Origin of the sequence: Sporosarcina psychrophila (assembly GCF_001590685.1) — a bacterium.
GTDB classification, from domain to species: Bacteria; Bacillota; Bacilli; order Bacillales_A; family Planococcaceae; genus Sporosarcina; species Sporosarcina psychrophila.
Map to the genome: position 1 here is coordinate 2,529,224 of NZ_CP014616.1, position 20,899 is coordinate 2,550,122.

Here is a 20,899-nt window from a genome sequence, read left to right on the forward strand (position 1 = left end):
GTTCCGTGATGAACTGGTTGCTTTTTATCCAAAATAAAAAATAATCTGAATTTTATTTACTTTGTTTTTTACTAACCTTGTAAATAAGATAACAAATTGCAACTAGAAGGAGTGCTCCGAATACTGGAGTTAAAATATTTACCATTTTTAACACTCACCCCTCTTTTTTACTATATTGTATATTTCGACATGTATTCTAAAAATCCTGCAAAATAGAAAGCAACTCAAATTAAGAGTAGCCGCCTATAAATTCACCTATTTAATCACAGTCGACACATCCTTTTATTTTTCCCTCTGGCCAAATAAAAAAGCCCCCTTTATTAGGGGACTTCTCTGTCATTTATCAAACTCTTTTTTCTCTAATAAAGTTATTATCTTATCTAGCTTTTGTTCAACATTCATGCTGTTTTGAGCCTTTTTCTTTTGATCTTTTGACAATTTCCTAATCGATACTATCAAAGCAACACAAACTAAAATAACAAGTAAAACAACAATTGATGTAGCTATTATATCGACTATATTAATATTTTTAGCAATTACTTCAGTAGGTATTTCAATAGGCATCATAATATCCCCCTAACAATCGGTCTTCACGAGCGCGCAATCTCCCAAACTCACCTATACCTTTATAATATGGGTAGCAGTAGTACTTTGCAACCCCCCCCCAAAAAGCGGCCTTCCACAATCATAATCTGTGGAGGAGCCGCTTTTCACTTTAATCGGGAAACCCCGAGTTACTAAAGTCCTACGAGACTGACTCGTGGTTAAAGAGAGTATACCATTCACAGATTAACGTTAACTAACTATTCAATCAAACATTACTTAGTAATCCCCTATCAACAGCAACGAACAGCAAGCCTACGGCATCGAAATCTGTCAACGTGCCGTCATTCAGCTTTTTGTTCCATTGGTTAGACAGAGCATTTTCGCCGGCTTCTAGTTGTTTCAATACCTCTTCTGTGGAATCTTTAATCGCTTTTGATTTTCCCACGAATAAGGGTTTCTAGGTGGGTTGTATGAGTAATAGACATTAACGTTCTTATCGCCTAAATCCTGATGAATGAACGTATCCTCAACAACGTCAATATCGTCAACTCCATGGAAATAAAAGCCCGTACTTGTCCGCTTATGTTTGATGATTAACGGTGACTTTCCGAAAATGAATTCATCTTGAACACCTAACATATAAATTGCCCATTTGATTTGCTCATTAACAGAACCTGCAAGGTATTTACCCACCTTACGTAAGCAGACTAAATTGGCCTGGTCATCATTGAGGAAGTAGATAACGAGTTTTAAGCTAATAACGGATGACTTCATAGAAGAACGTCCGCCACTCAATATGCTTTGCGGCTTTTCGTTCAACCAGAAGGTATAGAAGTTGCGATTCGTGAGGTCCATAATATTAATCGTTTCAGTCTTCATGCTGCATCGCCATCTTCATTGCTTCGATGTCATTAACGATAACAACTCGACTGCCACCTACTTCTTCATTCTTCGTTTCAGCTTTAAGTTTATTGATTTGGGCTTTCATCATTTCTTTTTACAACTGTAATTTAGGGTAAAACATCCCGATATGCTTGCCGATTAATTCAGTAGCTTTATTTGCTCCTGTACTATCAAACTCATACTCCCCACTCTCAGCCATTCCGCCAGAAGCAGGATCAAACATCATTACCGGTTCAGCCTGCATAGATCTATCGGATATGTCTTTCAATCGTTTAAGCACCCAATAGGCGTCCAACTCTAATTCATCGGCTCTTTTAGTTTTCAGCTCTTTCACGCGCACGAGGACTTCAACATTCTTCAACAAACGTTGTCCTTGCGAATACGCCGTCCTCTCACTGTCCCCCGCTCAAATAGTAGCCTGTGTAGCGTTCAGGTCAATGAGATATTCCTTGCAGAACACTTCCTGCCTTGCGTTCAGTTTCACTACACATCACCACCCCCGTTATTATTTTCGGCATAGCAAAGGCACTCTTAATCGAGCGCCTTTGCCTTCTTTTTTTCGTTTATAAACCCGATGACCAACAACGCTTTATCTTCATTAAAGAAATCTTGTTTTTCATACCATCGCTCAAAGTCGCTGTTATTTTTACTGCTATTACAACCGCTACAGCAAGGTAGTATATTGTCCTGTTCAAAACTTCCGCCTTTCGAGAACGGAATGAAGTGGTCGTATGTCAACCTCCCTTCGTTTCCGCAATAAACGCATTGGTAATCAAAGTAATTACAGGTTTCTTCCCAATGTTCCTGCGTGAGTGAAAAATCCCCTCGTTTTTGATGTCATCTTTCATGACCGACTAAACTTGCCCTTTCTCGCTTGTCGAGTCTCGATTTAACCAACTCTCTATATTCGTCACCTAAATCTATATACCATTTATTTATATGTTCCTTGTATTCATCTTTCAACCTGTAAATCAACCACGCGGCTTCTTCTTTCTTTATGTATTTCTAGAAACCGCAGTTCCTTGTCAGAAATCACTTTCATTTTAACAACCTCCTGTAGTTGTCCTGTTGTAATAGATATGGAAGGGCAATCAGGATATTGTCGATTCAATCGGGGTAATTAAGTCCTCTCTATCCGTACATCTTTTACACTATCAAAATAGCCATAAACCTAGTACTACCAACACTTCCGGAGTGATCTCCCTGTTCTTCTATCCCCCGATACTCCTTTATTTTTAAGCATAGAAAAAGCACCTTCGAAGAGATGCCTATAGTTCATCGGCCACTTTTGATCGCATATGACTCCAGCGCTCGTGCTTGATCTTCCAGCTGTTCGTAATAAGCATCTCTTTGTGATTCTAATGCCGCATCAGCTATTTGGTCCATAAGCTCATCTTGCTTCCTTTGGAGATACTCTTCTGAATAAGTCATATACCTAGATTCATTAAAAGTCTTTACGAAGCTTGGTATATGTTCATAATAAAAGGAATACGCTTCTTGATAGCAATGTTCAAGCTTCCCTACTAATTCAACCATTTCTTCTAAAGTGAGTAACAATTCATAATGCATAAGTTCGTTACGTTTTTTGTAAAGATAAATAATTGAATTATCGAAATTACCACCCATTTTAACTGCGCAATTAGATGAAACTCTTTTTAAAGCGAAAGTAAGATTTACGGTTTCTAAATCACCATCTGCCTCATAAACACTTTCCAATTTTTCTTTATCCATCTTTTCTTTAGCTGCGCGATATTTCTTGTTGTCTTTAAATAATAATGCTTCATCTTTGTTCTTCAATAGATACTTCAGCAATATCTCATTCGCATGATTCAAAAATATTATTGCATCTTTAATAAAGTAATCTCCATCGTCATGGTTCTCATAAAAATCATTAATATTAAACTGTGCCGCCTTTAATGAATCTACACCATTCTTAAGTAAGTTAAATTCCATACCTTTATCCCGCCTCCCACTTACATTATTCGCTAAGTAAGGTAGGTGTAAATCCTTTATATTTTCAAAACTACTCATCATATCAAGTCCAACCGTTAGCTAATGGTAACCGTCTACCTGATAGCCCGCGATTATTTTGTGACTGTATGTATGATGTGTAGTCTTCAAAGCATAATAAAAGAGCACTCATAATTAAATGAGTACTCTATCGGAAATTAAATGTCAATGGCTAACCAACCATAGTATGCTAAAAACATTAATGTTCCAATAAAAGAATAACACGATTTATAGTTGCGATTACGTAATATTAGTGAAATATTTCGTAATGAATATTACACCAATAAACTTAACTTTAAGAGTATTGAGAAAGCATATTAATCCTTAACTGCAGATTAACGACAAGTGCCTACACGACCTTATTACGCGAACACGTGGGATATGTGCCAAAGTCTACTCTCGCACCCCAAAACCACCCAACTTCCTGACCTGCCTTTAAGTTTATCAATGTGAATGCAGGTGCGTCATTTCTTCGACGTATCCGACATATGCGACATTTTCCGAATAACAGTATCTTTTATTCTTCCAATGTGACGGTCTGAAAACCCCATATGCATCCCAATCCACAGCAAACTTTTCCCCTCAAGTAACCAATGCAATACCTCTATTTCCCGGTCAACCGTAATCAAATGGATTTTATCTTGAACCATCTTTATCTTTTGTTCATAATCGCTAATCTTCTTCCACCGCTTTTCTCGTCTTAAAAACTCTTGATAAATAGGATCGCTATGTCCCCCAGCCGCTTTTGGCATAGCTGCCTCTAATCCATACTGAGCTGTAAAGTTACCTCCAACATCATTCAATCCCTCGCGCATAATTTTTACCGAATTTATCATCCAGTGATAATCCTTCAACAACTGCTCAATCTGCTTCTCCGTCATAAGCTGCCCGCCCCCTGTTTATCGTTTACGAATTGCCCCGTTCACTCGTTTATAGGTCTGTCGATTAGTCCCCATCAATTCAGCCCATCCCCTATCAGGAAGCTGTTCCGACGACTTACCCCTTGTCCTAGTATTCTTTTGCTCTACTTCGCCTGTACAAGCATCTGAAGGACCATTTTCAACCAGTTCCGTATGCAACGATTTCACTTCACTCATTCCCGATTTTTTGAGATAAAAAAAGAGGACAACAAATGACACAGCGCAATGCTGTTATCATCGTTGTCCTCTGGTTGGCCAGGGGGACTAATTTATAACTTCTAAATCTAACCATCTATTTATAGCGAATTTCACTTTTCGACTTTTTCTCTTACTTCTCTTTTCTGGATGAATATAACATATTTGAACCTCTTTTATACCGCTATTATTCTCAAAGTGATCATTATCCAAAAATGCTAAAAGTTTTATTAGTCTAGCTTCGCCGGCCTTTAAACTAATCATGTGAAAGTGTTCACTTAAAGGAGCGAAGCTATCAGCCTTATCTTCGGCGACTTGCCCATTATCATAGTGCTCAACTTCAGTTAATGATATGCCTACATAGATAGCTTTGCTAGTACTTATACCTTCAATTTCGATGTCTGTAATGACTTTATTTACTGAAGAAGAATTAATAAAAAGCAGTTCTAAATTTAAAGTAATATGCTTTTTTAATTTATAATAATAATCTGTTTTAATTTCTTCATCAGCTGATCTTTTTTCTTTTTCAATTCCTTCCCTTGGCGACGAAAGGTAGTTGTTTTTTACAATGATCTTAATTTTCCCTGTTCTGTTACTGAAATAACTTAATGAAAACCAACAATCGCACCTAATATTCCTTGAAATTGCGACACTTGTCCCAACCAATTCAAAACTCTTCCCCATCTTCCCTACGCATCCTCTTAATCTTGCCTTGAAGCGTAACAATCCGATATTCTCCATGTTCCGGAAGCTCCCTCACTTCCGCCACACCCTAAGATATAACTACTACACAGTTCATTGGTAGTTCCATTATACCAATCCCCAACAATAATGCATCTGTATTAAAAGTAATATCTTTATTCACCAGGACCCCTCATTGTGTTATAAAAACCCTGCCAAGGACGGGAGGAATCCTGTCTTTTTTATTTCCTCAAATCTTGTACCCAATCGCTCTCATCATCTTCTCCGCATCCGCTACATAAGCCGATTTAAACTCCGGAAAAGCATCAAACAAAAACCCTTCATAATTCAATCCAAAGTAGTCACAATACCGAAAGACATCCTGTAAATCTGCCCTTTCGACGCCAATCTCCAAATTCATAATGCGTTCACGTTACATTTTCAGCCGTGAGTTTAGGAGAGTTTATTTCCCCCATTTTCCCTAAAGCATTCGTATACACAGCGAGAGAAAAGCTCTCTTTTAATCTTTTCACGTTCATAATCATTGTTCATCCCTACTCACTCCTCTTCAATTCATCCTGCCTAACTGTCACCAACCCGTAACTGACTAGCCCATATTTTTGTAGTAAACTTACAGCAAGAAAGGAGACTATCAAATGACAACAACGACTTGGATGTGGATTTGCATTTGTATTGCTACCTTGATTTTACAGTTCATTTTTATTTTTATCGTCCTCCATCAAAGTAAACGATTTAAACATACAATTCATACGATTGATCCGATTGATGATCGTATAAAAGAAATGAATAGAGAAAAAACCGACATAGAGTAATGATTGTATACTTACGAATGGGACGATACACGACAGTGAACGTCCTTACTGTCATTTCATTCACTCCTCTTCAATTCACTTTGCCGAAATATCCCGATCTGATTAGACTTCGCAAACAAAACCTCATACTGTCTTCTGTGTAAAACCTTAACAATCCGACCTTCCATTCCCTCAAATACCTTCAGGTAGAAATAATCCTCAACATCTTTCTCCTCTACATTGACGACGATTTCAACCGTGTCACCGACTGTAAAGGTTTCTTTGACTGGCACCGCATCAAAAATAGGGAGTTGCTGAAGCACAGCTATCACTCCTTCACAAATCATTTTGCATACCGCAACTGCCGATGAATATACGGATTATCCTCATTGCCACCGCTCCACATCCAGTCGCCGGTACGCCTCTCAACGTCTTTCAGCACCTCAAACGGTAATTGCTGTAAAAGCTTGATTATTTCTTGATATGCTGTCATTCGGAAATTTCCTTCGTCTTATGTTCGAATTGAGTATCAGTAATTCTCCTTCTCTCTTTACGGTATTATTCACCTGCAAATAAATGGATATTTCATTACAATTCGGTAACAAAATGGTAACAATTCTCAAATAATGTATACTAAAATATTATTTGATGAGACAATTCCTTTAGAACAAGTCATTGTTCATGCCATAAATTGGAGGTGACTCATGTTTGTAATCATACGAAACAATGATGGTGAAACTGAGTTCTTAAAGGACTCCAGTACCCAGTCAGACAAAACCTTTGCTGATTTTTACACAGCGGATTTGTTAATGCAGCAACTGAATCAAAACGTAATTCCTTCCAAACATTGGACTGTTTCTGAAAAGTTACAATAAGTAGTTCAACAAGTGCTTAGCTACTTAGCGTTAATCTTGGACGTTTATTGACCGGGTGATTCGTCAATACTGTCGCTATATCACAAGATGACTGTGATAAAGACCACTGATTATTTTTAATCAGTGGTCTTTTTGGTAGGAGTACGAATCAACTAGCTATTGATTCTACCCATGCCGCAAATGCATTTGTTAATGGCAATTTGCTTCCATCATCTGCCCAACCTGCAAAACATATAAAGCCATAAAGCCATCTGGATTCAAGCTGATCGCTTCTCATTGAGTGAAGTAATGACTATTCAAAAATAAGCTGCATTCCCTCACTGTTCCGTTACTGTTGTATTTACTGTTAATCTTTTGGCTCACTCTCATGGTGTTTATAGACATTGTGCCAGCTTTATTAGCTTGCTTAACGTGTTTGTTGAGTAAGGATAACCAATACACAAATATCACCTTCTGTAATATTTTTATAAGTTAGTCCTTTTCCAGAGAAAAGTTCTCTAATTTGATCCACTTTGTAAGTCGCGAACTCATTGCGTAATTTTTTAATTTCATTCTGTAATTTAATAATTTCCTGTTTCCATTACCAGTCGTTATCCTCTATGACCACTCACTTTCAAAGTTTCACTAGACTGCTAAGATCTAGTACAACGTCATTTCCCGTCGATTCTAAACGCCCTACAGTCGATTTGGTGTAAACTCCATATTCACTTTGACCTACTAAAGCTGTTAAAAGACCTGTAGTGCTGCTATATAGGTTCCTCCAGCAAATAAGCAACTTCGTAAATGTTGCCAATGACTTCAATGGAATAAAATAGATTTCGAAAAAAAGACCATTACAATTGAGCGAACCCATGACTACCACGGAGTTCGTAAACCAAAAATAGCAAACTGACAAACTTTGTCCACGATCTTCTACTAAATCAATTGAAGATATACAGATTTTGGTGGAATAAGACTTTGCGCATTTTTTTGGAAAGAAGTTTGGAAACTGATTATGTACTTACCTCAGAAAGACTCAAAACTCCCATCAGCAAAAGATCTGTTTCAAATCCAATTAAACTCAACCTTAAGAATCAGGAATGAAATCTATTTCTCACACAGTTTAAGACATCCCCAAGCAAAAATTATGTTGAGTAAAGGCATTCCACTACAAACTATTACAGAACGACTAAGAAATACTTCTTTGATGATTTTAAGTTTATATATCCACTCATTAATAAAACCTCGATGTCAAATTAGCGAAATCCTACAGTAATGCATTCACTTTTTAAATTGGTGGAATATTTGGAGGTTGTTTTTATTTAAACCCCTCATAAGCCTTGAGGCATAAGCATTGTTGCTACTATGAATTATTTCGTGCTATAATGGGAGCATTGTGAATTTAGGAGGATTTTGAATGATAGCAGTCAGTAATGTAAGTCTTCAATTCGGCGACCGCAAGCTATTTGAAGATGTGAATATACAGTTTAATCCAGGCCATTGTTATGGTCTAATTGGTGCAAACGGTGCGGGAAAATCGACATTCCTTAAAATTTTGTCAGGTGAACTAGAACCACAATCTGGAAATGTAATTATGAACAAAGACGAACGTCTTGCTATTTTGAAACAGAACCATTTCGAATACGAGGAAAGCGTCGTACTTGATACAGTCATTATGGGTCACAAACGTTTATATGACATTATGATGGAGAAAAACGCCATCTATGCAAAAGAGGAATTCTCAGATGAGGACGGCATGCGCGCAGCTGAACTTGAAGGTGAATTTGGCGACTTGAACGGTTGGGAAGCTGAATCTGAAGCAGCAATCCTTTTACAAGGACTTGGTCTTGCAGATGAATATCACCAATTGAAGATGTCTGAACTAAACGGTTCTGATAAAGTGAAAGTGCTTCTTGCACAAGCTTTGTTTGGTAAGCCTGACGTTCTTCTTCTGGATGAGCCTACAAACTCACTTGATTTGAAAGCAATCCAATGGCTCGAAGAATTCCTTATGAACTTCGAAAACACGCTTATTGTTGTTTCCCATGACCGTCACTTCTTAAACAAAGTTTGTACGCAAATTGCGGATGTCGACTTTTCTAAAATCCAGATTTACCCGGGTAACTATGATTTCTGGTACGAGTCAAGCCAACTTGCACTAAGAATGTCACAAGACCAAAACAAGAAAAAAGAAGAAAAAATTAAAGAGCTTCAAGCATTCGTTGCCCGCTTTAGTGCCAATGCTTCGAAATCTAAACAAGCTACTTCACGTAAGAAAACGTTGGAAAAAATCGAATTGGATGATATTAAACCATCTTCAAGACGTTATCCTTTCGTCAACTTCCAAATGGGCCGTGAAATTGGAAATGATGTTCTAAGTATCCAAGAAGTTAACAAAACACAGGATGGCAGAGTAATGCTTAAAGATGCTTCATTTACAATTGACAAAGAAGACAAAGTCATTCTTCTTGGAGATCCTCTTGCAAAAACAGCGCTCCTTCAACTGCTTGCCGGAGAGTCTGAGCCTGATTCTGGAGCTATCAAATGGGGAGTTACGACAACACATGCATACCTTCCTATCGATAACAGTAACTACTTCCAAGGTTCGGAAAGTTCACTTGTTGAATGGTTACGTCAATATTCACCTGACGACCAAACCGAGACATTCCTACGCGGATTCCTTGGCCGTATGCTGTTTTCAGGTGATGAAGTGAACAAGAAACCATCCGTTTTATCCGGTGGGGAAAAAGTTCGCTGTATGCTTTCAAAAATGATGCTGACAAGTTCGAACGTTCTTCTTTTGGATGAACCGATGAACCACTTGGACCTTGAATCAATTCAAGCGCTTAACAACGGACTGATTGCATTCAAAGGTGCCATGATCTTCACATCTCATGACCAACAATTCATCCAGACGGTTGCAAACAGAATCATTGAAATCCATGATGATGGTACAATCTTCGATAAATTGATGAACTATGATGAGTATCTAGAGTGGAAAGAACAACAAGAAAAACAAAATAAAAAGAAATAATTTTAAGCCGTTTCCCTTGATTGGGAGACGGCTATTTTTATCGCTAAATGATGTTGGATTTCCGATTGCAATTCCTACACTTGCGTATGATATCCGTCGAAATGGGTATAACCAATAGAAAGGAGTGTTTTCATGAGGAAAATAAATCTTTTCATTTTTCTGTTAGTAGCGGTCCTTGTCTTTTCAGGGTGTTCGAAAAAACAACCGACAGCCCTTGATAATTCGGGGTCAACAAATGGCACAATTGGTGAAGGTATCGTTAAAGATAGCGAAAGTGAGAGCGATGGTGAAATTTCTTTAACTGATCTTTTTCTACCGGATGGTTCAAAGGCGCATTATCTAGGTGAAGGAAATGAATTTGCAGAACTTGATGTTGAAGTCGCACGACCATTTGAAAATTATGTTGTCGTCCATGAGAATAATGGCGGCTCCCTGGTTCGCCATATTTATAAAATCGAACCTGACAAAATAAGCATCTTAGACGAACAGACTGTCGAATTAGTCAAAGACTTCCCCCCCCTGGCAGAACTGGATGCAATGGATCCAACTGGTGTTTATCTTAAAAAACCCATAAAAAAAGGAACAACATTTGATACGTGGACAATTGTTGAAATAGATACAACTGTCGATACACCGTATAAGAAGTTTGATCATGCTTTCGTCATCGAAATGAAGACGGATGACTTCGTCAACCGTAAGTATTTCGTTGAAGGGTTTGGTGAAGTCAAACGGGAATCTATCATGCAGACGGATGACGGTGAATTCGTTGTTACCTCCACGTTGAAGACAGTCGACAAATAGCGATGTAAAGAAGCGTCCCTCGTTAGGACGCTTCTTTACATCGCAGAATAAATTCACATCTTCCAAAAGGTACCGAAACTAACGATTACCTTTTGGAAGATGCGAATCCGTATTTATTTCCAATGTTTTTTTAGCAGAAAGCATTGGGCATCCCGTCCTTCATTAAGATAACACCATGATACAGTTGGAGATCTTCATCACAGCCTTCACAGAAATTTATTTCGTCTTCAGACCAAAAGGCAAAAAAACAGTCTTTTTTCATAGCCTCACGTTTATGCTTTTCTCGTAATTCACTAGTCAATTTTTTAAAGTGTACCTCAGCAAGTACTCTATCATCAAATGAATGGCGTGAACGGATTGTTTCTTCCCACTCCTCAAACATCCACCATGGCTCATAATCTGCTTTCATATAAATCACTTCATACATTTCCTAAACCTCCTATGTAACTCTTAGTTGAATGTCCTTCATTTTAACAAACTCCCTCCTGATGTCCAATTAATTGCTTCCCTTTTGAATTCAAATGGTAGGTATAGATTGCATTTATCGGGTATAATTGAACTACTGACATGAAACTTTATTCGTTTTGAAACGTATACAGTATAGGGTCAAAGGAGGTATGAATATATCATGAAAGAAGTTAAACAATTTTTTATAAGACATTTTATAACAGCACCAATCAGTTTTGGATCCTGGCTCTTCTTTGTTATGGGTGCAGGTATGAATATTTTTGCGGCTACTGGCCTTTTGGTAGCGATCTACTTTGGCGGAACGTTTACCCTGAAGCAGATTCAACTTTCATCCAACTTAAAAAAACTCGGGATGTCCCGTTCTGAATACAGTCATATAAAAGGTCAGATTACTGGTGCGAAAATGAAAATCAAACGACTGAATGGTCTTTATGGACAAGTTAGGTCAATCCAGGCATTTAGGCAACTTCATGAAATGAATAGCCTATCTAGAAGGATTCTTGGCCTCGTCCGATCAAACCCTAAAAAGTTTTACGACGTAGAGAAGTTTTTCTATGCCCATCTTGATTCCGCAGTCGAATTGACTTCGAAATATGCGTTGCTTGTCAACCAACCATTGAAAGATAAAGAACTTCGCATCGCATTACAAAATACGCGTGAAACGCTTGGGGATGTTAACAAGCAATTGGAGCAAGACCTACGAAGCGTTTTAGCGTCTGATATCGACCAGCTCCAAATGGAAATTGACTTTGTTGATGTATCCATGAATAATAAAAAGCCGCTTCTTGAAATGAAAGGAGATCCACATAATGACCGAAAATAATCCTATAAAAACAATTGATGATTTACTTGATAGTCCTTTTGATTTTCAAGAACCCCTTCTTCCTAAGGAAATGCAAACAGAAAAGAAAGAGGCTGAAACAAGCGTTAAACTGATTGACCGTCTATCTCCTGAAGAGAGGGAGAAGGCAAAAGTCCTTGCACAACAAATTCCTGTCGGTAACTATGAAGCAATTATTACGTACGGCGCAAATGCTCAAAGCGAGCTTTCAAGGTTCTCCACTCAAATGCTCGATCATGTTCAAGGCAAAGATATTGGACCTGTTGGAGATGTATTGAAAGATTTGATGGGTAAACTTTCTGAAATAGACCCTGACGATTTATCAGACAAGAAGAAGTCAGGTCTAAGCAGATTGTTTAATAAAGCAACGCGATCTGTTCAAGAAATGATGACGAAATATCAGAAACTTAGTACTCAAATCGACAGGATTGGTGTTCAACTTGAGCATTCGAAACGTGGCCTTTTAGAGGATGTTAGAATGCTTGATAATTTGTATGATCAAAATAAAACCTATTTCCAAGCGTTAAATATCTACATAGCCGCGGCTGAATTAAAACAGGATGAACTCGCCAATGAAATCATCCCTGAAATGCGCAAAAAAGCTGAGCTATCGAATGATCAAATGGCATTCCAGGAAGTGAATGACATGGCACAATTCCTTGACAGGTTGGAAAAACGCCTTTACGATTTGCAGTTATCACGACAAATCACCATTCAGAGTGCACCTCAAATCAGGATGATTCAACAGACAAACCAAACACTTGCAGAAAAAATCCAGTCATCCATTATGACATCCATTCCCCTATGGAAAAATCAGATAGCAATTGCCTTAACGTTAAACCGACAAATGAAAGCTGTAGAGTCTCAAAAACTTGTTACGAAAACGACAAATGACTTGCTGTTGAAAAACTCGGAAATGCTGAAAATCAATTCAATTGAAACAGCTAAAGAGAATGAACGCGGCATCATCGAAATTGATACGCTGAAAAAGACGCAAGAAAACTTGATTCAAACTATTGAAGAGACACTTATTATCCAAGCAGATGGTCGTGCAAAACGTAAAGCTGCTGAAATAGAAATCGGACGAATGGAAGATGAGCTGAAACAGCGCCTTCTTGCTGTTCATGAAAAAACACAAAACCGTCCTCTCTAAGGGCGGTTTTGTGTTTTCACCTTGTATATTATCTAGGAGTTTACTCGCGGTTCACGTATTTCTTATTACAATCGCGAGTAATTTTCTAAGTATCCGCAATGTCTGATCTGTGAAACTATCGACCGAGTTGGATGATGCGGTTTTATTGCCAAACATCATTGAAAAAAGTGCTTTTTGGTCAACAGTCGGTTCTTCAGTTGAAAGGAATAGATGAATGATGGAAATACCTTTTTTTTCAGTTTCCATTACCGCTTCTGCTGTATCTAGGATACCGTTCCGATCATAACCAAATGCCGATGGCTCCCCGTCTGAGAATACTAGCAAAAACTTGTGCTTCTCCTGCCTCATCGCAAGCTGATCGGCCATCCATCTAATCGCGAATCCGTCACGGTTGTCTTCATTAGCATCAAACGACAATATCGATAAACCGTTATCCTTATTGCGATCTGTAAACGTATGCATAAGCTCAAATACATTCGGTTGCACTTCTTTTGTAGCGTTATTTGCATCCTCATAATAGGACGAAATTTCATGAAATACACCAAGTTGACGGAGTACATCATGAAACAATAGTACAGCCTGTTTTGTTTCGTCTAATTTGTCGAGCATCGAAGCTGAACCATCAACTAGTAGACCGAATACCGCATCTAGATTAACAGATGGTGCACTCTTCCTATAAAATGGTTTCGGTCGTTCATCCACAACCATCGTCGTTAATTTCGTAGAAAGTCGTCCCTTCATAAGGCGCTCACGTTTCGAATCCTGTTTCAAATCGATTCGTTTCTTCATCTCCTCGACGAAGGAACGAACATACGGCTTTTGCTCTTCTCGCCAAACGGTCAATAGTTGACGATTTTCAACCTCGTCTATGACTTCTATCCGTTGTTCCTCATACACGACGTTCACATGCTCTTTTCCAAACATCTTACCCGCTTTCATCTTTCGATCGCGTTTGTCTGTCTTATCACTGGTGTCATCCGTCCAACGATCGCTGTCATTCCCCTCTGAATCACCTGAGCCCGTCTCTTCGACCTCAGCATCTTCATGGCCTGGCGTTGCATCGTTGGCATCACTCTTCCCAGAGCGTCCGTGTTCAAGTTCAAATTCAAGGTGGACGCCTGATTCACTCTCGCTTTCACGATGCCAGGATCTAAACACTTCTTCGATTGTCTCTTTTGGACCTTCCTCGCCTTCTTCGGCGTCAGACATCCCTTTATGATAATGAAATACAGTATTTTCTTCTGTAATGGAATCCCCCGCTGAATAATACTGTTTGACAAGATCCTTGTCAATTGACCTTTCTACAATCCCTGTAATTCTATCCGCAATAAATGTATTGTCCTCTGTACTTTTTGAATCGTATGCGTGTTGCAGAACGGATTGAATGAGATCATAGTCGATGGAATGAGCATCCCAGTCGATGGACGTTTCTGCAAATAAGCCTTCATGGAGAGATATGAATAACTGATTCATCATCGCATCCGCAAGTTGATTTTTCTGCATATTCGAAGACTGTGCATTGCGGTGGAGGTAAACGTAGGCTTCCCTTCTAACTTCGAATGCACTTGCGGTTCCAGGTCTTTCCTTCGTAATTACATCAATTAAACGAAACTCTTCCAGCATCAATAATAATTCAGATGTGAATTTCCGGAGTGGATATAAGCTAATTGACCGGCTAAATTTAATCCATGACTTAACACTAAAATGCTTCCAATAACCTGATGTTAACAAATAGATATCAGACAGACGGCCAGCGTGGATCACTTCGTCTGTTCGGTGACGCCAAAAAACACTCATCGAGATAATACCTTCTTGAGGTCGGAATTCAAGAAGCTTTCGTTCCGTTAATTCAATGAATGGTGCATCTGCTAATGCGCGCCCTAATCGTTCATACAATAAAAGCGTATTGGCATCGACCGTTTCATCATTAAATTGAATGAATCGATTCATCTTCACCATAGCAATCGCCTCATTTCACCCAAGTATCGACTAATTCCATGACAAGTCTACGTTCAATTGTATCATCTAGCTTTTCAGCGATGGCATACTGGACTGCACGTTTCACAGGGATATGTTCTGCAAGTGCCATAGCGTCTAGCAGACTTCTCACGGATGCTGCCTCATCGGATAATAATCCGTTCATTACCTGTTTCTTCAAATCGATACTGATATGAAGGAATGTCTCAACAAGCTGTTTTGAGGCAAATGGACACGTATCCTTCATAACTAATTCTAATTGTTCTCCAGTCAGGTACGGGACTGTGAACGATACAAAACGGTTTTTCAATGCTTCATTCATTGGAGATGTTCCAACATATCCTTCGTTTATGGCTGAAATGACCGTAAAGTCTTCATGCGCATAAATGACTTCACCTGTAAACGGATTTGTCAGCATACGACGATGGTCCAAAACACTATGAAGGATGGGTAACGTTTCAGGTCTGGCCATGTTGATTTCATCAATATATAAAATATGTCCTTTTTTCATAGCTTGTACTACGGGACCTTCTACAAATTCAATAATAGTCTCTCCGTCTTTGCTAATTATCGTTTTGAAACCAAGCAATGCTTCAGCATCCAAATCAACCGAACAGTTTATGCTTTGCATTGGCTGATTGAAATAATGTGAAATTGTTTGAGCTAACTTCGTTTTTCCAGAACCAGAAGACCCTTTCAATAACACTGGTTTTTTCAATACAATACTGATAAGGACGTCATCCCATAAATGGGGACTTGGGGAAACGTAACCACCTTCCTGTATTAATCGTACTGCTGCGGTGTCATGCGTTTTCGTTGAACGAAGCTGCTGTTCTTTTTCTACTAGCGAGTTCATAACCTTACCTCCTTATAAAAAAGCCCGCACACCAACAAGTGGGTAGCGGGCTTTAAGTTCACGTCTAGAAAACAGTAAAATCTTGTATTGTGAATAAATTCTAACATGGAGATTTCACGTCTAGACTCCGGGCGCCAAATGCTCGGATCATAATTCAGCCCAGCTAGGAAGGATTGAACTGCATCCTCCCCGGTCAAAAAACGCCGCGTCGCTGGTCCCAGTCATGCCTGTCGCGGGCCTACAGGATGTAGGTCACGCAGCCTATTGCCACAGGACGTGGCAATGGCTGCGTACCTTTATAACGGCGACCTGTGCCTTTGTTTATTCAAAATACGTTTTATAATAGCCTCCGACTTTACCGGAATTATCGAGAATGAAAATGAATTCATCTGTTTCGTTTTTCACTTCATACTCTTTACCTGGTGTCAGAACATTGTTCACTACATACTTTTCAGCGTCTGCATGCTTACAGACGACAGTACGGATTGCAGGTGCAGTCATCCAATCTATGAATGTCATTGTTAATCACGCCTTTTCTATGGAGTGTATAAGGAAAAATCGACCCGCTAACAATAACGGGCCGATTACCTAACTATTTTTTGTCTAGATTTCGAGCGCTTTTCTTATTAAGAACCTAGAAGTAGATCTTCCGGATTTTCAATCAATTCTTTTACCATTTTCAAGAAGCCAACTGAATCTTTACCATCGATAACACGGTGGTCATAAGAAAGAGCAACATACATCATTGGACGGATTTCAACATTGTCACCAATAGCTACTGGACGCTTTTGGATTGTATGCATGCCAAGGATTCCTACTTGAGCACCATTCATAATTGGTGTTGACATAAGTGATCCGAAAACACCACCGTTTGTAATTGTGAATGAACCGCCTGTCATATCTGCGATTGTCAATTTGTTGTCGCGTGCTTTTTTCGCAAGTTCTACGATAGTTCCTTCGATTTCTGCGAAGTTTTTACGATCAGCGTCAACTACGTTTGGTACAACTAGTCCGCCATCTGTTGATATAGCGACCCCAATATCGTAGAAGTTTTTAAGAATGATTTCATCGCCATCGATTTCTGCATTAACATAAGGATATTTCTTAAGTGCAGCAACAACTGCTTTCGTGAAGAATGACATAAATCCTAGACGAACATCATTTTGCTCGAAGAATTGGTCTTTCTTACGTGAACGAAGTGCCATAACGTTTGTCATGTCGATTTCATTGAATGTTGTAAGCATTGCTGTTGATTGTTTAACTTCAAGAAGTCGTTTTGCAATTGTTTGGCGACGACGTGTCATTTTCTCGCGAGTTACACGTCCGTCCTCTACTACTGCTGCTGCTTTTGGTGCGGCAGCTGCTGGTTGTGCTTTAGGTGCAGTACCGTGTGCTTCAACATCTTGAACACGAACGCGTCCCATTGGGTCAACTGGTGATACCGCTGCAAGGTCGATGCCTTTTTCACGAGCTAGTTTACGTGCTGCTGGGCTTGCGATTGTACGGTCTGATCCGCTTGCATCTTCAGTAACTGCTGGAGCAACTGGTGCTGCTTCCACTTTTTGAACTGCTTCCACTGCTGGTGCAGATGGAGCTGCAGCAGGCGCGCCTGAACCAGAACCAACGATTGCGATAACTTGGCCGACTTGGACTGTATCGCCTTCTGCTGCCAGATGTTCTTGAACAATTCCTGCTTCTTCTGAAATGATTTCAACGTTTACTTTGTCTGTTTCAAGTTCAACGATGAATTCACCTTTCTCAACGCTTTCACCTGGTTGTTTCAACCACTGTGCAACCGTTCCTTCTGTAATCGATTCTGCAAGTTCTGGTACTATGATCTCTGCCACAATAAATTCCTCCTCGAGTCTACCGTTAGTACGGTGTTAACAATCAATATTTCATATGTTGATTAAATTAAACTAAATAAGGCTTACTTCTTCAATGCCTCATCTAGGATGCGGTTTTGTTCGATCTTGTGAGATTCGCCGTCACCTTCTGATGGGCTTGAACGATGAATTCGTCCAACATAGGATACTTTCTTACCATCCGCAACTTCGCGGATATAAGAATTTGCAAAATGCCATGACCCCATATTTTTCGGTTCTTCTTGTACCCAAACAAGTTCTTTGGCGTTTGGATAACGAGAAATGATATCACTAATTTTATCAGCTGGGAACGGGTAGAGCTGTTCCACACGAACGATATGCAGATGATCGAAGCCTTTGCCATCTTTCACACGTTCAGCAAGATCAATCGCCACTTTACCGCTTGCAAATAGGATTTTCTCAACTTTATCAGTATTCTTGCCTGTTCCAGGTTGTTCAAGCACCGTTTGGAAGTGGCCTTCTGTCAAATCGTTGACATCAGCACCGACAAGCGGGTGACGAAGAAGCGATTTGGGTGACACAATAACAAGTGGACGCATCGATTTATCACCAAGCATTTTTGCTTGTCTGCGAAGAATATGGAAATAGTTCGCCGCGCTAGAAAGGTTAGCGACCGTCCAGTTATTTTCCGCACAAAGTTGCAGATAACGTTCAAGTCTTGCGCTTGAGTGTTCAGGTCCTTGCCCTTCATACGCATGCGGTAATAGCAATACGAGTCCGGATTGCTGACCCCATTTAGAATAACTTGAAGAGACGAACTGATCGAACATTACTTGTGCCATATTCGAAAAGTCTCCATATTGCGCTTCCCAAATTGATAATACTTTTTGGTCTTCTAAGTTATAGCCAAATTCATAACCGACAATTGCAGCTTCTGTCAATGGGCTGTTATATGCGACGAATGATGCTTTTGAACCGCTAATATGGTGAAGTGGTACAAGTTCGTCACCTGTTTTTTCATCGTGAAGGACTACGTGGCGGTGCGCAAATGTACCACGTTGGACGTCCTGACCTGTCATACGGATTGGATTACCGTCTTGAAGGATTGCACCGAATGCTAGTGTTTCGGCATGTGCCCAATCGATTTTCCCTTTTCCATTGAACGGATCTTCACGACGTTTCAGGATTTTTCCAAGCTTCCCAAATACATTGAAGTTTTCAGGATATATGAGTAACTCTTCATTGATGCGGCGAAGATTAGCTTCGTCCGTGCCAGTTTCAAGGTCTCTTGGATACCCTGCAAGTACTTCTTCAGGCGTAGCGTTTGAAATCAATGTTTTTTCTGAAGTATGTTCTTTTACTTTGTCGTATGCTGCTTGCATCGTTGCAAAAACTGAAGCGTCCAGTTTCGTTACATCTTCTTCTGTCAAGATGTTCTCAGATGCAAGTTCAGATCCGTACAGTGCACGAACTGTTGGATGTTCATGGATTGAATGGTACATAACCGGATTCGTCACAAGAGGTTCATCCATTTCATTGTGTCCATAACGACGATAGCCAAGAAGATCAATCAGAATATCCTTGCTGAACTTTTGACGGTATTCGAATGCGAATGATGCAGCTGCGATAACTGATTCAGGGCTATCCGCATTGACGTGTAATACTGGAACTTCATAGCCTTTTGCAGGGTCTGAAGAATAATGTGTTGATCTAGAATCGTAATATTCAGTTGTGAATCCAATCATGTTATTCGCGATGACATGAATAGAACCGCCTGTTTTGAATCCACGAACACGGCTATAGTTGAATGATTCTGGCACAATTCCTTGTCCTGGGAATGCTGCATCCCCGTGGATAAGTACTGCGTAAGCAGCATCTGTTTCTAGTACAGGAATACCCGGGTTATCCGTATTTTCCTGTGCAGCCCTTGTTTGTCCTGTAACAACAGGATTGACGACTTCCAAATGGGATGGGTTATACGCAAGGAAACGCTGCATGCCCGATTGCCCCTTGTATAAGGCACCCATATGGTATTTCACATCGCCGAACCAACCGCGTGTAGTTTCAAGTGAACCATCTGTTGGAAGGAATGGTTCTTCAGGAACACCCGCAAATTGTGCAAACATTGTTTCGTAAGGTTTATTTAAAATATGCGTAAGTACGTTTAGGCGACCACGGTGGGCCATCCCAATCAATACTTTTTTCATTTTTTGTTCTTCAGAAAGACGAACAAGTTCGTCAAGGAAGACAACTAATGTATCAAGACCTTCAATAGAGAACCGTTTCGCTCCGACGAAAGTCCGGTGGATGAATTTTTCAAACCCTTCAATTTTCGTCAATCGTTCGAGAAGTGCTTTTTTCTCATCTACAGATAGTGTAGCGGAAACATTCCCGTTTTCGATTTTAGATTGAATCCAGTTTCTTTCTTCTTCGTCAATAACATGATCGAACTCATAGGCGATTTTACCTGTATATAATGACTTCAAATAATTCACTGCTTCAAGCCCATCTTCTACACTTGCAGGAACATTTTTAAAGAAAAGAGATGCTGGCATTGCTTGTAAATCACTTTCTGTAAGTCCATAAGTGGAAAGTTCAAGACGTGTTGAATCTTTTGGACGATCGCTAAGCGGATAGATATCTGCTGCAAGATGTCCGTATGTACGGATGGCCGTTTGCAACTGATAGGCGGAGAATACTTTACCGAAATCGCCAGGAGCTACTGCCCCGACCGCTTTGTCTTGCTCTGTGTTGCTTATTGTAGGCGCACCAAAACGGCTGAACATCTCGGCAAGTTCAGCATCTATAGATTCAGGTGACGTTTTGAACAGTTCGTACATTTCCATTATATACCCAAGGTTCGGACCCGAAAAAGCAGCATAGGGGGAACGATGAGCGTCAGCATTGTTCGACATGTAAAATGACCTCCACATTTGCCAAAAGGCATATTGTGTTTATATTTTTTTATCCTCGTTAATTTTAACACGCAAACACTTTAACTTAAAGGGTTTAGCGTTAACTC

General features: G+C 39.6%; 22 protein-coding genes and 3 pseudogenes. 5 read left to right on the top strand and 20 right to left on the bottom strand.

Annotation, left to right across the window (positions count from 1 at the left end):
* Positions 1-336 precede the first annotated feature (336 nt).
* The 12 genes and pseudogenes from AZE41_RS12060 to AZE41_RS22760 all read right to left on the bottom strand — a co-directional run bounded on the left by AZE41_RS12060 (position 337) and on the right by AZE41_RS22760 (position 5,676).
* Positions 337-567, bottom strand: a complete 231-nt coding sequence (locus AZE41_RS12060) for a DUF4083 family protein (RefSeq protein ID WP_082786591.1) — start codon at positions 565-567, stop codon at positions 337-339.
* Between the two features lie 244 nt (positions 568-811).
* Positions 812-949, bottom strand: coding sequence for a hypothetical protein (locus AZE41_RS22755; protein WP_156476036.1), 138 nt, complete (start codon positions 947-949; stop codon positions 812-814).
* 29 nt (positions 950-978) lie between these two features.
* Positions 979-1,425 (bottom strand): annotated as a pseudogene (locus AZE41_RS12065) (phage terminase large subunit); the annotation flags it as partial.
* Positions 1,415-1,537 carry a hypothetical protein gene (locus AZE41_RS23465; protein WP_257722478.1) on the bottom strand — a complete coding sequence of 41 codons (123 nt, stop codon included), beginning with the start codon at positions 1,535-1,537 and terminating at the stop codon, positions 1,415-1,417. The gene AZE41_RS23465 and the pseudogene AZE41_RS12065, both read right to left, overlap by 11 nt.
* Positions 1,538-1,543: 6 nt before the next feature.
* Positions 1,544-1,933 (bottom strand): annotated as a pseudogene (locus AZE41_RS12070) (terminase small subunit).
* A 47-nt stretch (positions 1,934-1,980) separates the two neighbouring features.
* Positions 1,981-2,202 (bottom strand): annotated as a pseudogene (locus AZE41_RS12075) (HNH endonuclease); the annotation flags it as partial.
* A gap of 522 nt (positions 2,203-2,724) precedes the next feature.
* Complete coding sequence (locus AZE41_RS12080; protein ID WP_197485314.1) at positions 2,725-3,483, bottom strand: hypothetical protein; 759 nt, start codon at positions 3,481-3,483, stop codon at positions 2,725-2,727.
* 440 nt (positions 3,484-3,923) lie between these two features.
* Positions 3,924-4,340 (bottom strand): hypothetical protein, encoded by a 417-nt coding sequence (locus AZE41_RS12085; RefSeq protein ID WP_067209704.1) that lies wholly within the window; start codon positions 4,338-4,340, stop codon positions 3,924-3,926.
* Positions 4,341-4,358: 18 nt separating this feature from the next.
* Positions 4,359-4,547, bottom strand: a complete 189-nt coding sequence (locus AZE41_RS12090) for a hypothetical protein (protein WP_197485424.1) — start codon at positions 4,545-4,547, stop codon at positions 4,359-4,361.
* Positions 4,548-4,643: 96 nt separating this feature from the next.
* The gene (locus AZE41_RS12095) at positions 4,644-5,258 is read right to left on the bottom strand and encodes a hypothetical protein (RefSeq protein WP_082786593.1); all 615 of its coding nucleotides are present in this window, start codon (positions 5,256-5,258) and stop codon (positions 4,644-4,646) included.
* The gene (locus tag AZE41_RS23695; RefSeq protein ID WP_418064624.1) at positions 5,242-5,343 is read right to left on the bottom strand and encodes an XtrA/YqaO family protein; all 102 of its coding nucleotides are present in this window, start codon (positions 5,341-5,343) and stop codon (positions 5,242-5,244) included. The genes AZE41_RS12095 and AZE41_RS23695 overlap by 17 nt, the downstream gene beginning before the upstream one ends.
* Before the next feature lie 162 nt (positions 5,344-5,505).
* Positions 5,506-5,676: a hypothetical protein gene (locus tag AZE41_RS22760; protein ID WP_156476038.1), complete on the bottom strand. Its 171-nt coding sequence runs from the start codon at positions 5,674-5,676 to the stop codon at positions 5,506-5,508.
* Positions 5,677-5,911: 235 nt separating this feature from the next.
* Between AZE41_RS22760 and AZE41_RS22765 the strand changes: the two genes are divergently transcribed.
* Positions 5,912-6,088, top strand: coding sequence for a hypothetical protein (locus tag AZE41_RS22765; RefSeq protein ID WP_156476039.1), 177 nt, complete (start codon positions 5,912-5,914; stop codon positions 6,086-6,088).
* Positions 6,089-6,144: 56 nt separating this feature from the next.
* On the opposite strand, the gene AZE41_RS12100 is transcribed toward AZE41_RS22765, so the two are convergent.
* Together AZE41_RS12100 and AZE41_RS23075 are read right to left on the bottom strand one after the other, a co-directional pair.
* On the bottom strand, positions 6,145-6,390 hold the full coding sequence (locus AZE41_RS12100) for a hypothetical protein (protein ID WP_067209711.1): 246 nt from the start codon (positions 6,388-6,390) through the stop codon (positions 6,145-6,147).
* A gap of 20 nt (positions 6,391-6,410) precedes the next feature.
* Entirely contained in the window at positions 6,411-6,560 is a 150-nt protein-coding gene (locus tag AZE41_RS23075; RefSeq protein ID WP_197485315.1) for a DUF6877 family protein, read from the bottom strand.
* A 1,778-nt stretch (positions 6,561-8,338) separates the two neighbouring features.
* On the opposite strand from AZE41_RS23075, the gene AZE41_RS12105 reads away from it, so the two are divergent.
* Positions 8,339-9,955, top strand: coding sequence for an ABC-F family ATP-binding cassette domain-containing protein (locus AZE41_RS12105; RefSeq protein WP_067209714.1), 1,617 nt, complete (start codon positions 8,339-8,341; stop codon positions 9,953-9,955).
* A 132-nt stretch (positions 9,956-10,087) separates the two neighbouring features.
* Positions 10,088-10,756: a hypothetical protein gene (locus AZE41_RS12110; RefSeq protein WP_067209717.1), complete on the top strand. Its 669-nt coding sequence runs from the start codon at positions 10,088-10,090 to the stop codon at positions 10,754-10,756.
* Positions 10,757-10,886: 130 nt separating this feature from the next.
* Here the strand turns inward: AZE41_RS12110 and AZE41_RS12115 are convergent, their stop codons facing one another.
* Positions 10,887-11,183 (bottom strand): DUF1033 family protein, encoded by a 297-nt coding sequence (locus tag AZE41_RS12115; RefSeq protein ID WP_067209719.1) that lies wholly within the window; start codon positions 11,181-11,183, stop codon positions 10,887-10,889.
* A 201-nt stretch (positions 11,184-11,384) separates the two neighbouring features.
* On the opposite strand from AZE41_RS12115, the gene AZE41_RS12120 reads away from it, so the two are divergent.
* Both AZE41_RS12120 and AZE41_RS12125 read left to right on the top strand, forming a co-directional pair.
* Positions 11,385-12,047 (top strand): 5-bromo-4-chloroindolyl phosphate hydrolysis family protein, encoded by a 663-nt coding sequence (locus AZE41_RS12120; RefSeq protein ID WP_067209722.1) that lies wholly within the window; start codon positions 11,385-11,387, stop codon positions 12,045-12,047.
* Positions 12,034-13,218, top strand: a complete 1,185-nt coding sequence (locus tag AZE41_RS12125) for a toxic anion resistance protein (RefSeq protein ID WP_067209725.1) — start codon at positions 12,034-12,036, stop codon at positions 13,216-13,218. Before AZE41_RS12120 ends, AZE41_RS12125 begins: the two co-directional genes overlap by 14 nt.
* A gap of 51 nt (positions 13,219-13,269) precedes the next feature.
* Here AZE41_RS12125 and AZE41_RS12130 read toward each other — a convergent pair whose 3' ends face one another.
* The 5 genes from AZE41_RS12130 to AZE41_RS12150 all read right to left on the bottom strand — a co-directional run bounded on the left by AZE41_RS12130 (position 13,270) and on the right by AZE41_RS12150 (position 20,792).
* Positions 13,270-15,177, bottom strand: coding sequence for a hypothetical protein (locus tag AZE41_RS12130; protein ID WP_067209728.1), 1,908 nt, complete (start codon positions 15,175-15,177; stop codon positions 13,270-13,272).
* Between the two features lie 10 nt (positions 15,178-15,187).
* A complete protein-coding gene (locus AZE41_RS12135) occupies positions 15,188-16,051 on the bottom strand; it encodes an ATP-binding protein (RefSeq protein ID WP_067209731.1) in 864 nt (287 codons plus the stop codon).
* A gap of 321 nt (positions 16,052-16,372) precedes the next feature.
* Positions 16,373-16,570 (bottom strand): DUF6501 family protein, encoded by a 198-nt coding sequence (locus AZE41_RS12140; protein ID WP_067209733.1) that lies wholly within the window; start codon positions 16,568-16,570, stop codon positions 16,373-16,375.
* Positions 16,571-16,677: 107 nt separating this feature from the next.
* Positions 16,678-17,898, bottom strand: a complete 1,221-nt coding sequence (gene odhB / locus AZE41_RS12145) for a 2-oxoglutarate dehydrogenase complex dihydrolipoyllysine-residue succinyltransferase (protein WP_067209736.1) — start codon at positions 17,896-17,898, stop codon at positions 16,678-16,680.
* An 83-nt stretch (positions 17,899-17,981) separates the two neighbouring features.
* On the bottom strand, positions 17,982-20,792 hold the full coding sequence (locus tag AZE41_RS12150) for a 2-oxoglutarate dehydrogenase E1 component (protein WP_067209738.1): 2,811 nt from the start codon (positions 20,790-20,792) through the stop codon (positions 17,982-17,984).
* Between the last annotated feature and the right edge of the window lie 107 nt (positions 20,793-20,899).

What these genes read in the sequence shown, in the direction of transcription:
- AZE41_RS22760 (WP_156476038.1), bottom strand. Translation starts at nt 5,676, where the DNA reads ATGAATTTGGAGATTGGCGTCGAAAGGGCAGATTTACAGGATGTCTTT.
- AZE41_RS12135 (WP_067209731.1), bottom strand. Translation starts at nt 16,051, where the DNA reads ATGAACTCGCTAGTAGAAAAAGAACAGCAGCTTCGTTCAACGAAAACG.
- AZE41_RS12125 (WP_067209725.1), top strand. Translation starts at nt 12,034, where the DNA reads ATGACCGAAAATAATCCTATAAAAACAATTGATGATTTACTTGATAGT.
- AZE41_RS12115 (WP_067209719.1), bottom strand. Translation starts at nt 11,183, where the DNA reads ATGTATGAAGTGATTTATATGAAAGCAGATTATGAGCCATGGTGGATG.
- AZE41_RS12085 (WP_067209704.1), bottom strand. Translation starts at nt 4,340, where the DNA reads ATGACGGAGAAGCAGATTGAGCAGTTGTTGAAGGATTATCACTGGATG.
- AZE41_RS12150 (WP_067209738.1), bottom strand. Translation starts at nt 20,792, where the DNA reads ATGTCGAACAATGCTGACGCTCATCGTTCCCCCTATGCTGCTTTTTCG.
- AZE41_RS12140 (WP_067209733.1), bottom strand. Translation starts at nt 16,570, where the DNA reads ATGACATTCATAGATTGGATGACTGCACCTGCAATCCGTACTGTCGTC.
- AZE41_RS12130 (WP_067209728.1), bottom strand. Translation starts at nt 15,177, where the DNA reads ATGGTGAAGATGAATCGATTCATTCAATTTAATGATGAAACGGTCGAT.
- AZE41_RS12080 (WP_197485314.1), bottom strand. Translation starts at nt 3,483, where the DNA reads ATGATGAGTAGTTTTGAAAATATAAAGGATTTACACCTACCTTACTTA.
- AZE41_RS12095 (WP_082786593.1), bottom strand. Translation starts at nt 5,258, where the DNA reads ATGGGGAAGAGTTTTGAATTGGTTGGGACAAGTGTCGCAATTTCAAGG.
- AZE41_RS23075 (WP_197485315.1), bottom strand. Translation starts at nt 6,560, where the DNA reads ATGACAGCATATCAAGAAATAATCAAGCTTTTACAGCAATTACCGTTT.
- AZE41_RS22765 (WP_156476039.1), top strand. Translation starts at nt 5,912, where the DNA reads ATGACAACAACGACTTGGATGTGGATTTGCATTTGTATTGCTACCTTG.
- AZE41_RS12105 (WP_067209714.1), top strand. Translation starts at nt 8,339, where the DNA reads ATGATAGCAGTCAGTAATGTAAGTCTTCAATTCGGCGACCGCAAGCTA.
- AZE41_RS12060 (WP_082786591.1), bottom strand. Translation starts at nt 567, where the DNA reads ATGATGCCTATTGAAATACCTACTGAAGTAATTGCTAAAAATATTAAT.
- AZE41_RS12120 (WP_067209722.1), top strand. Translation starts at nt 11,385, where the DNA reads ATGAAAGAAGTTAAACAATTTTTTATAAGACATTTTATAACAGCACCA.
- AZE41_RS23465 (WP_257722478.1), bottom strand. Translation starts at nt 1,537, where the DNA reads ATGATGAAAGCCCAAATCAATAAACTTAAAGCTGAAACGAAGAATGAA.
- AZE41_RS12110 (WP_067209717.1), top strand. Translation starts at nt 10,088, where the DNA reads ATGAGGAAAATAAATCTTTTCATTTTTCTGTTAGTAGCGGTCCTTGTC.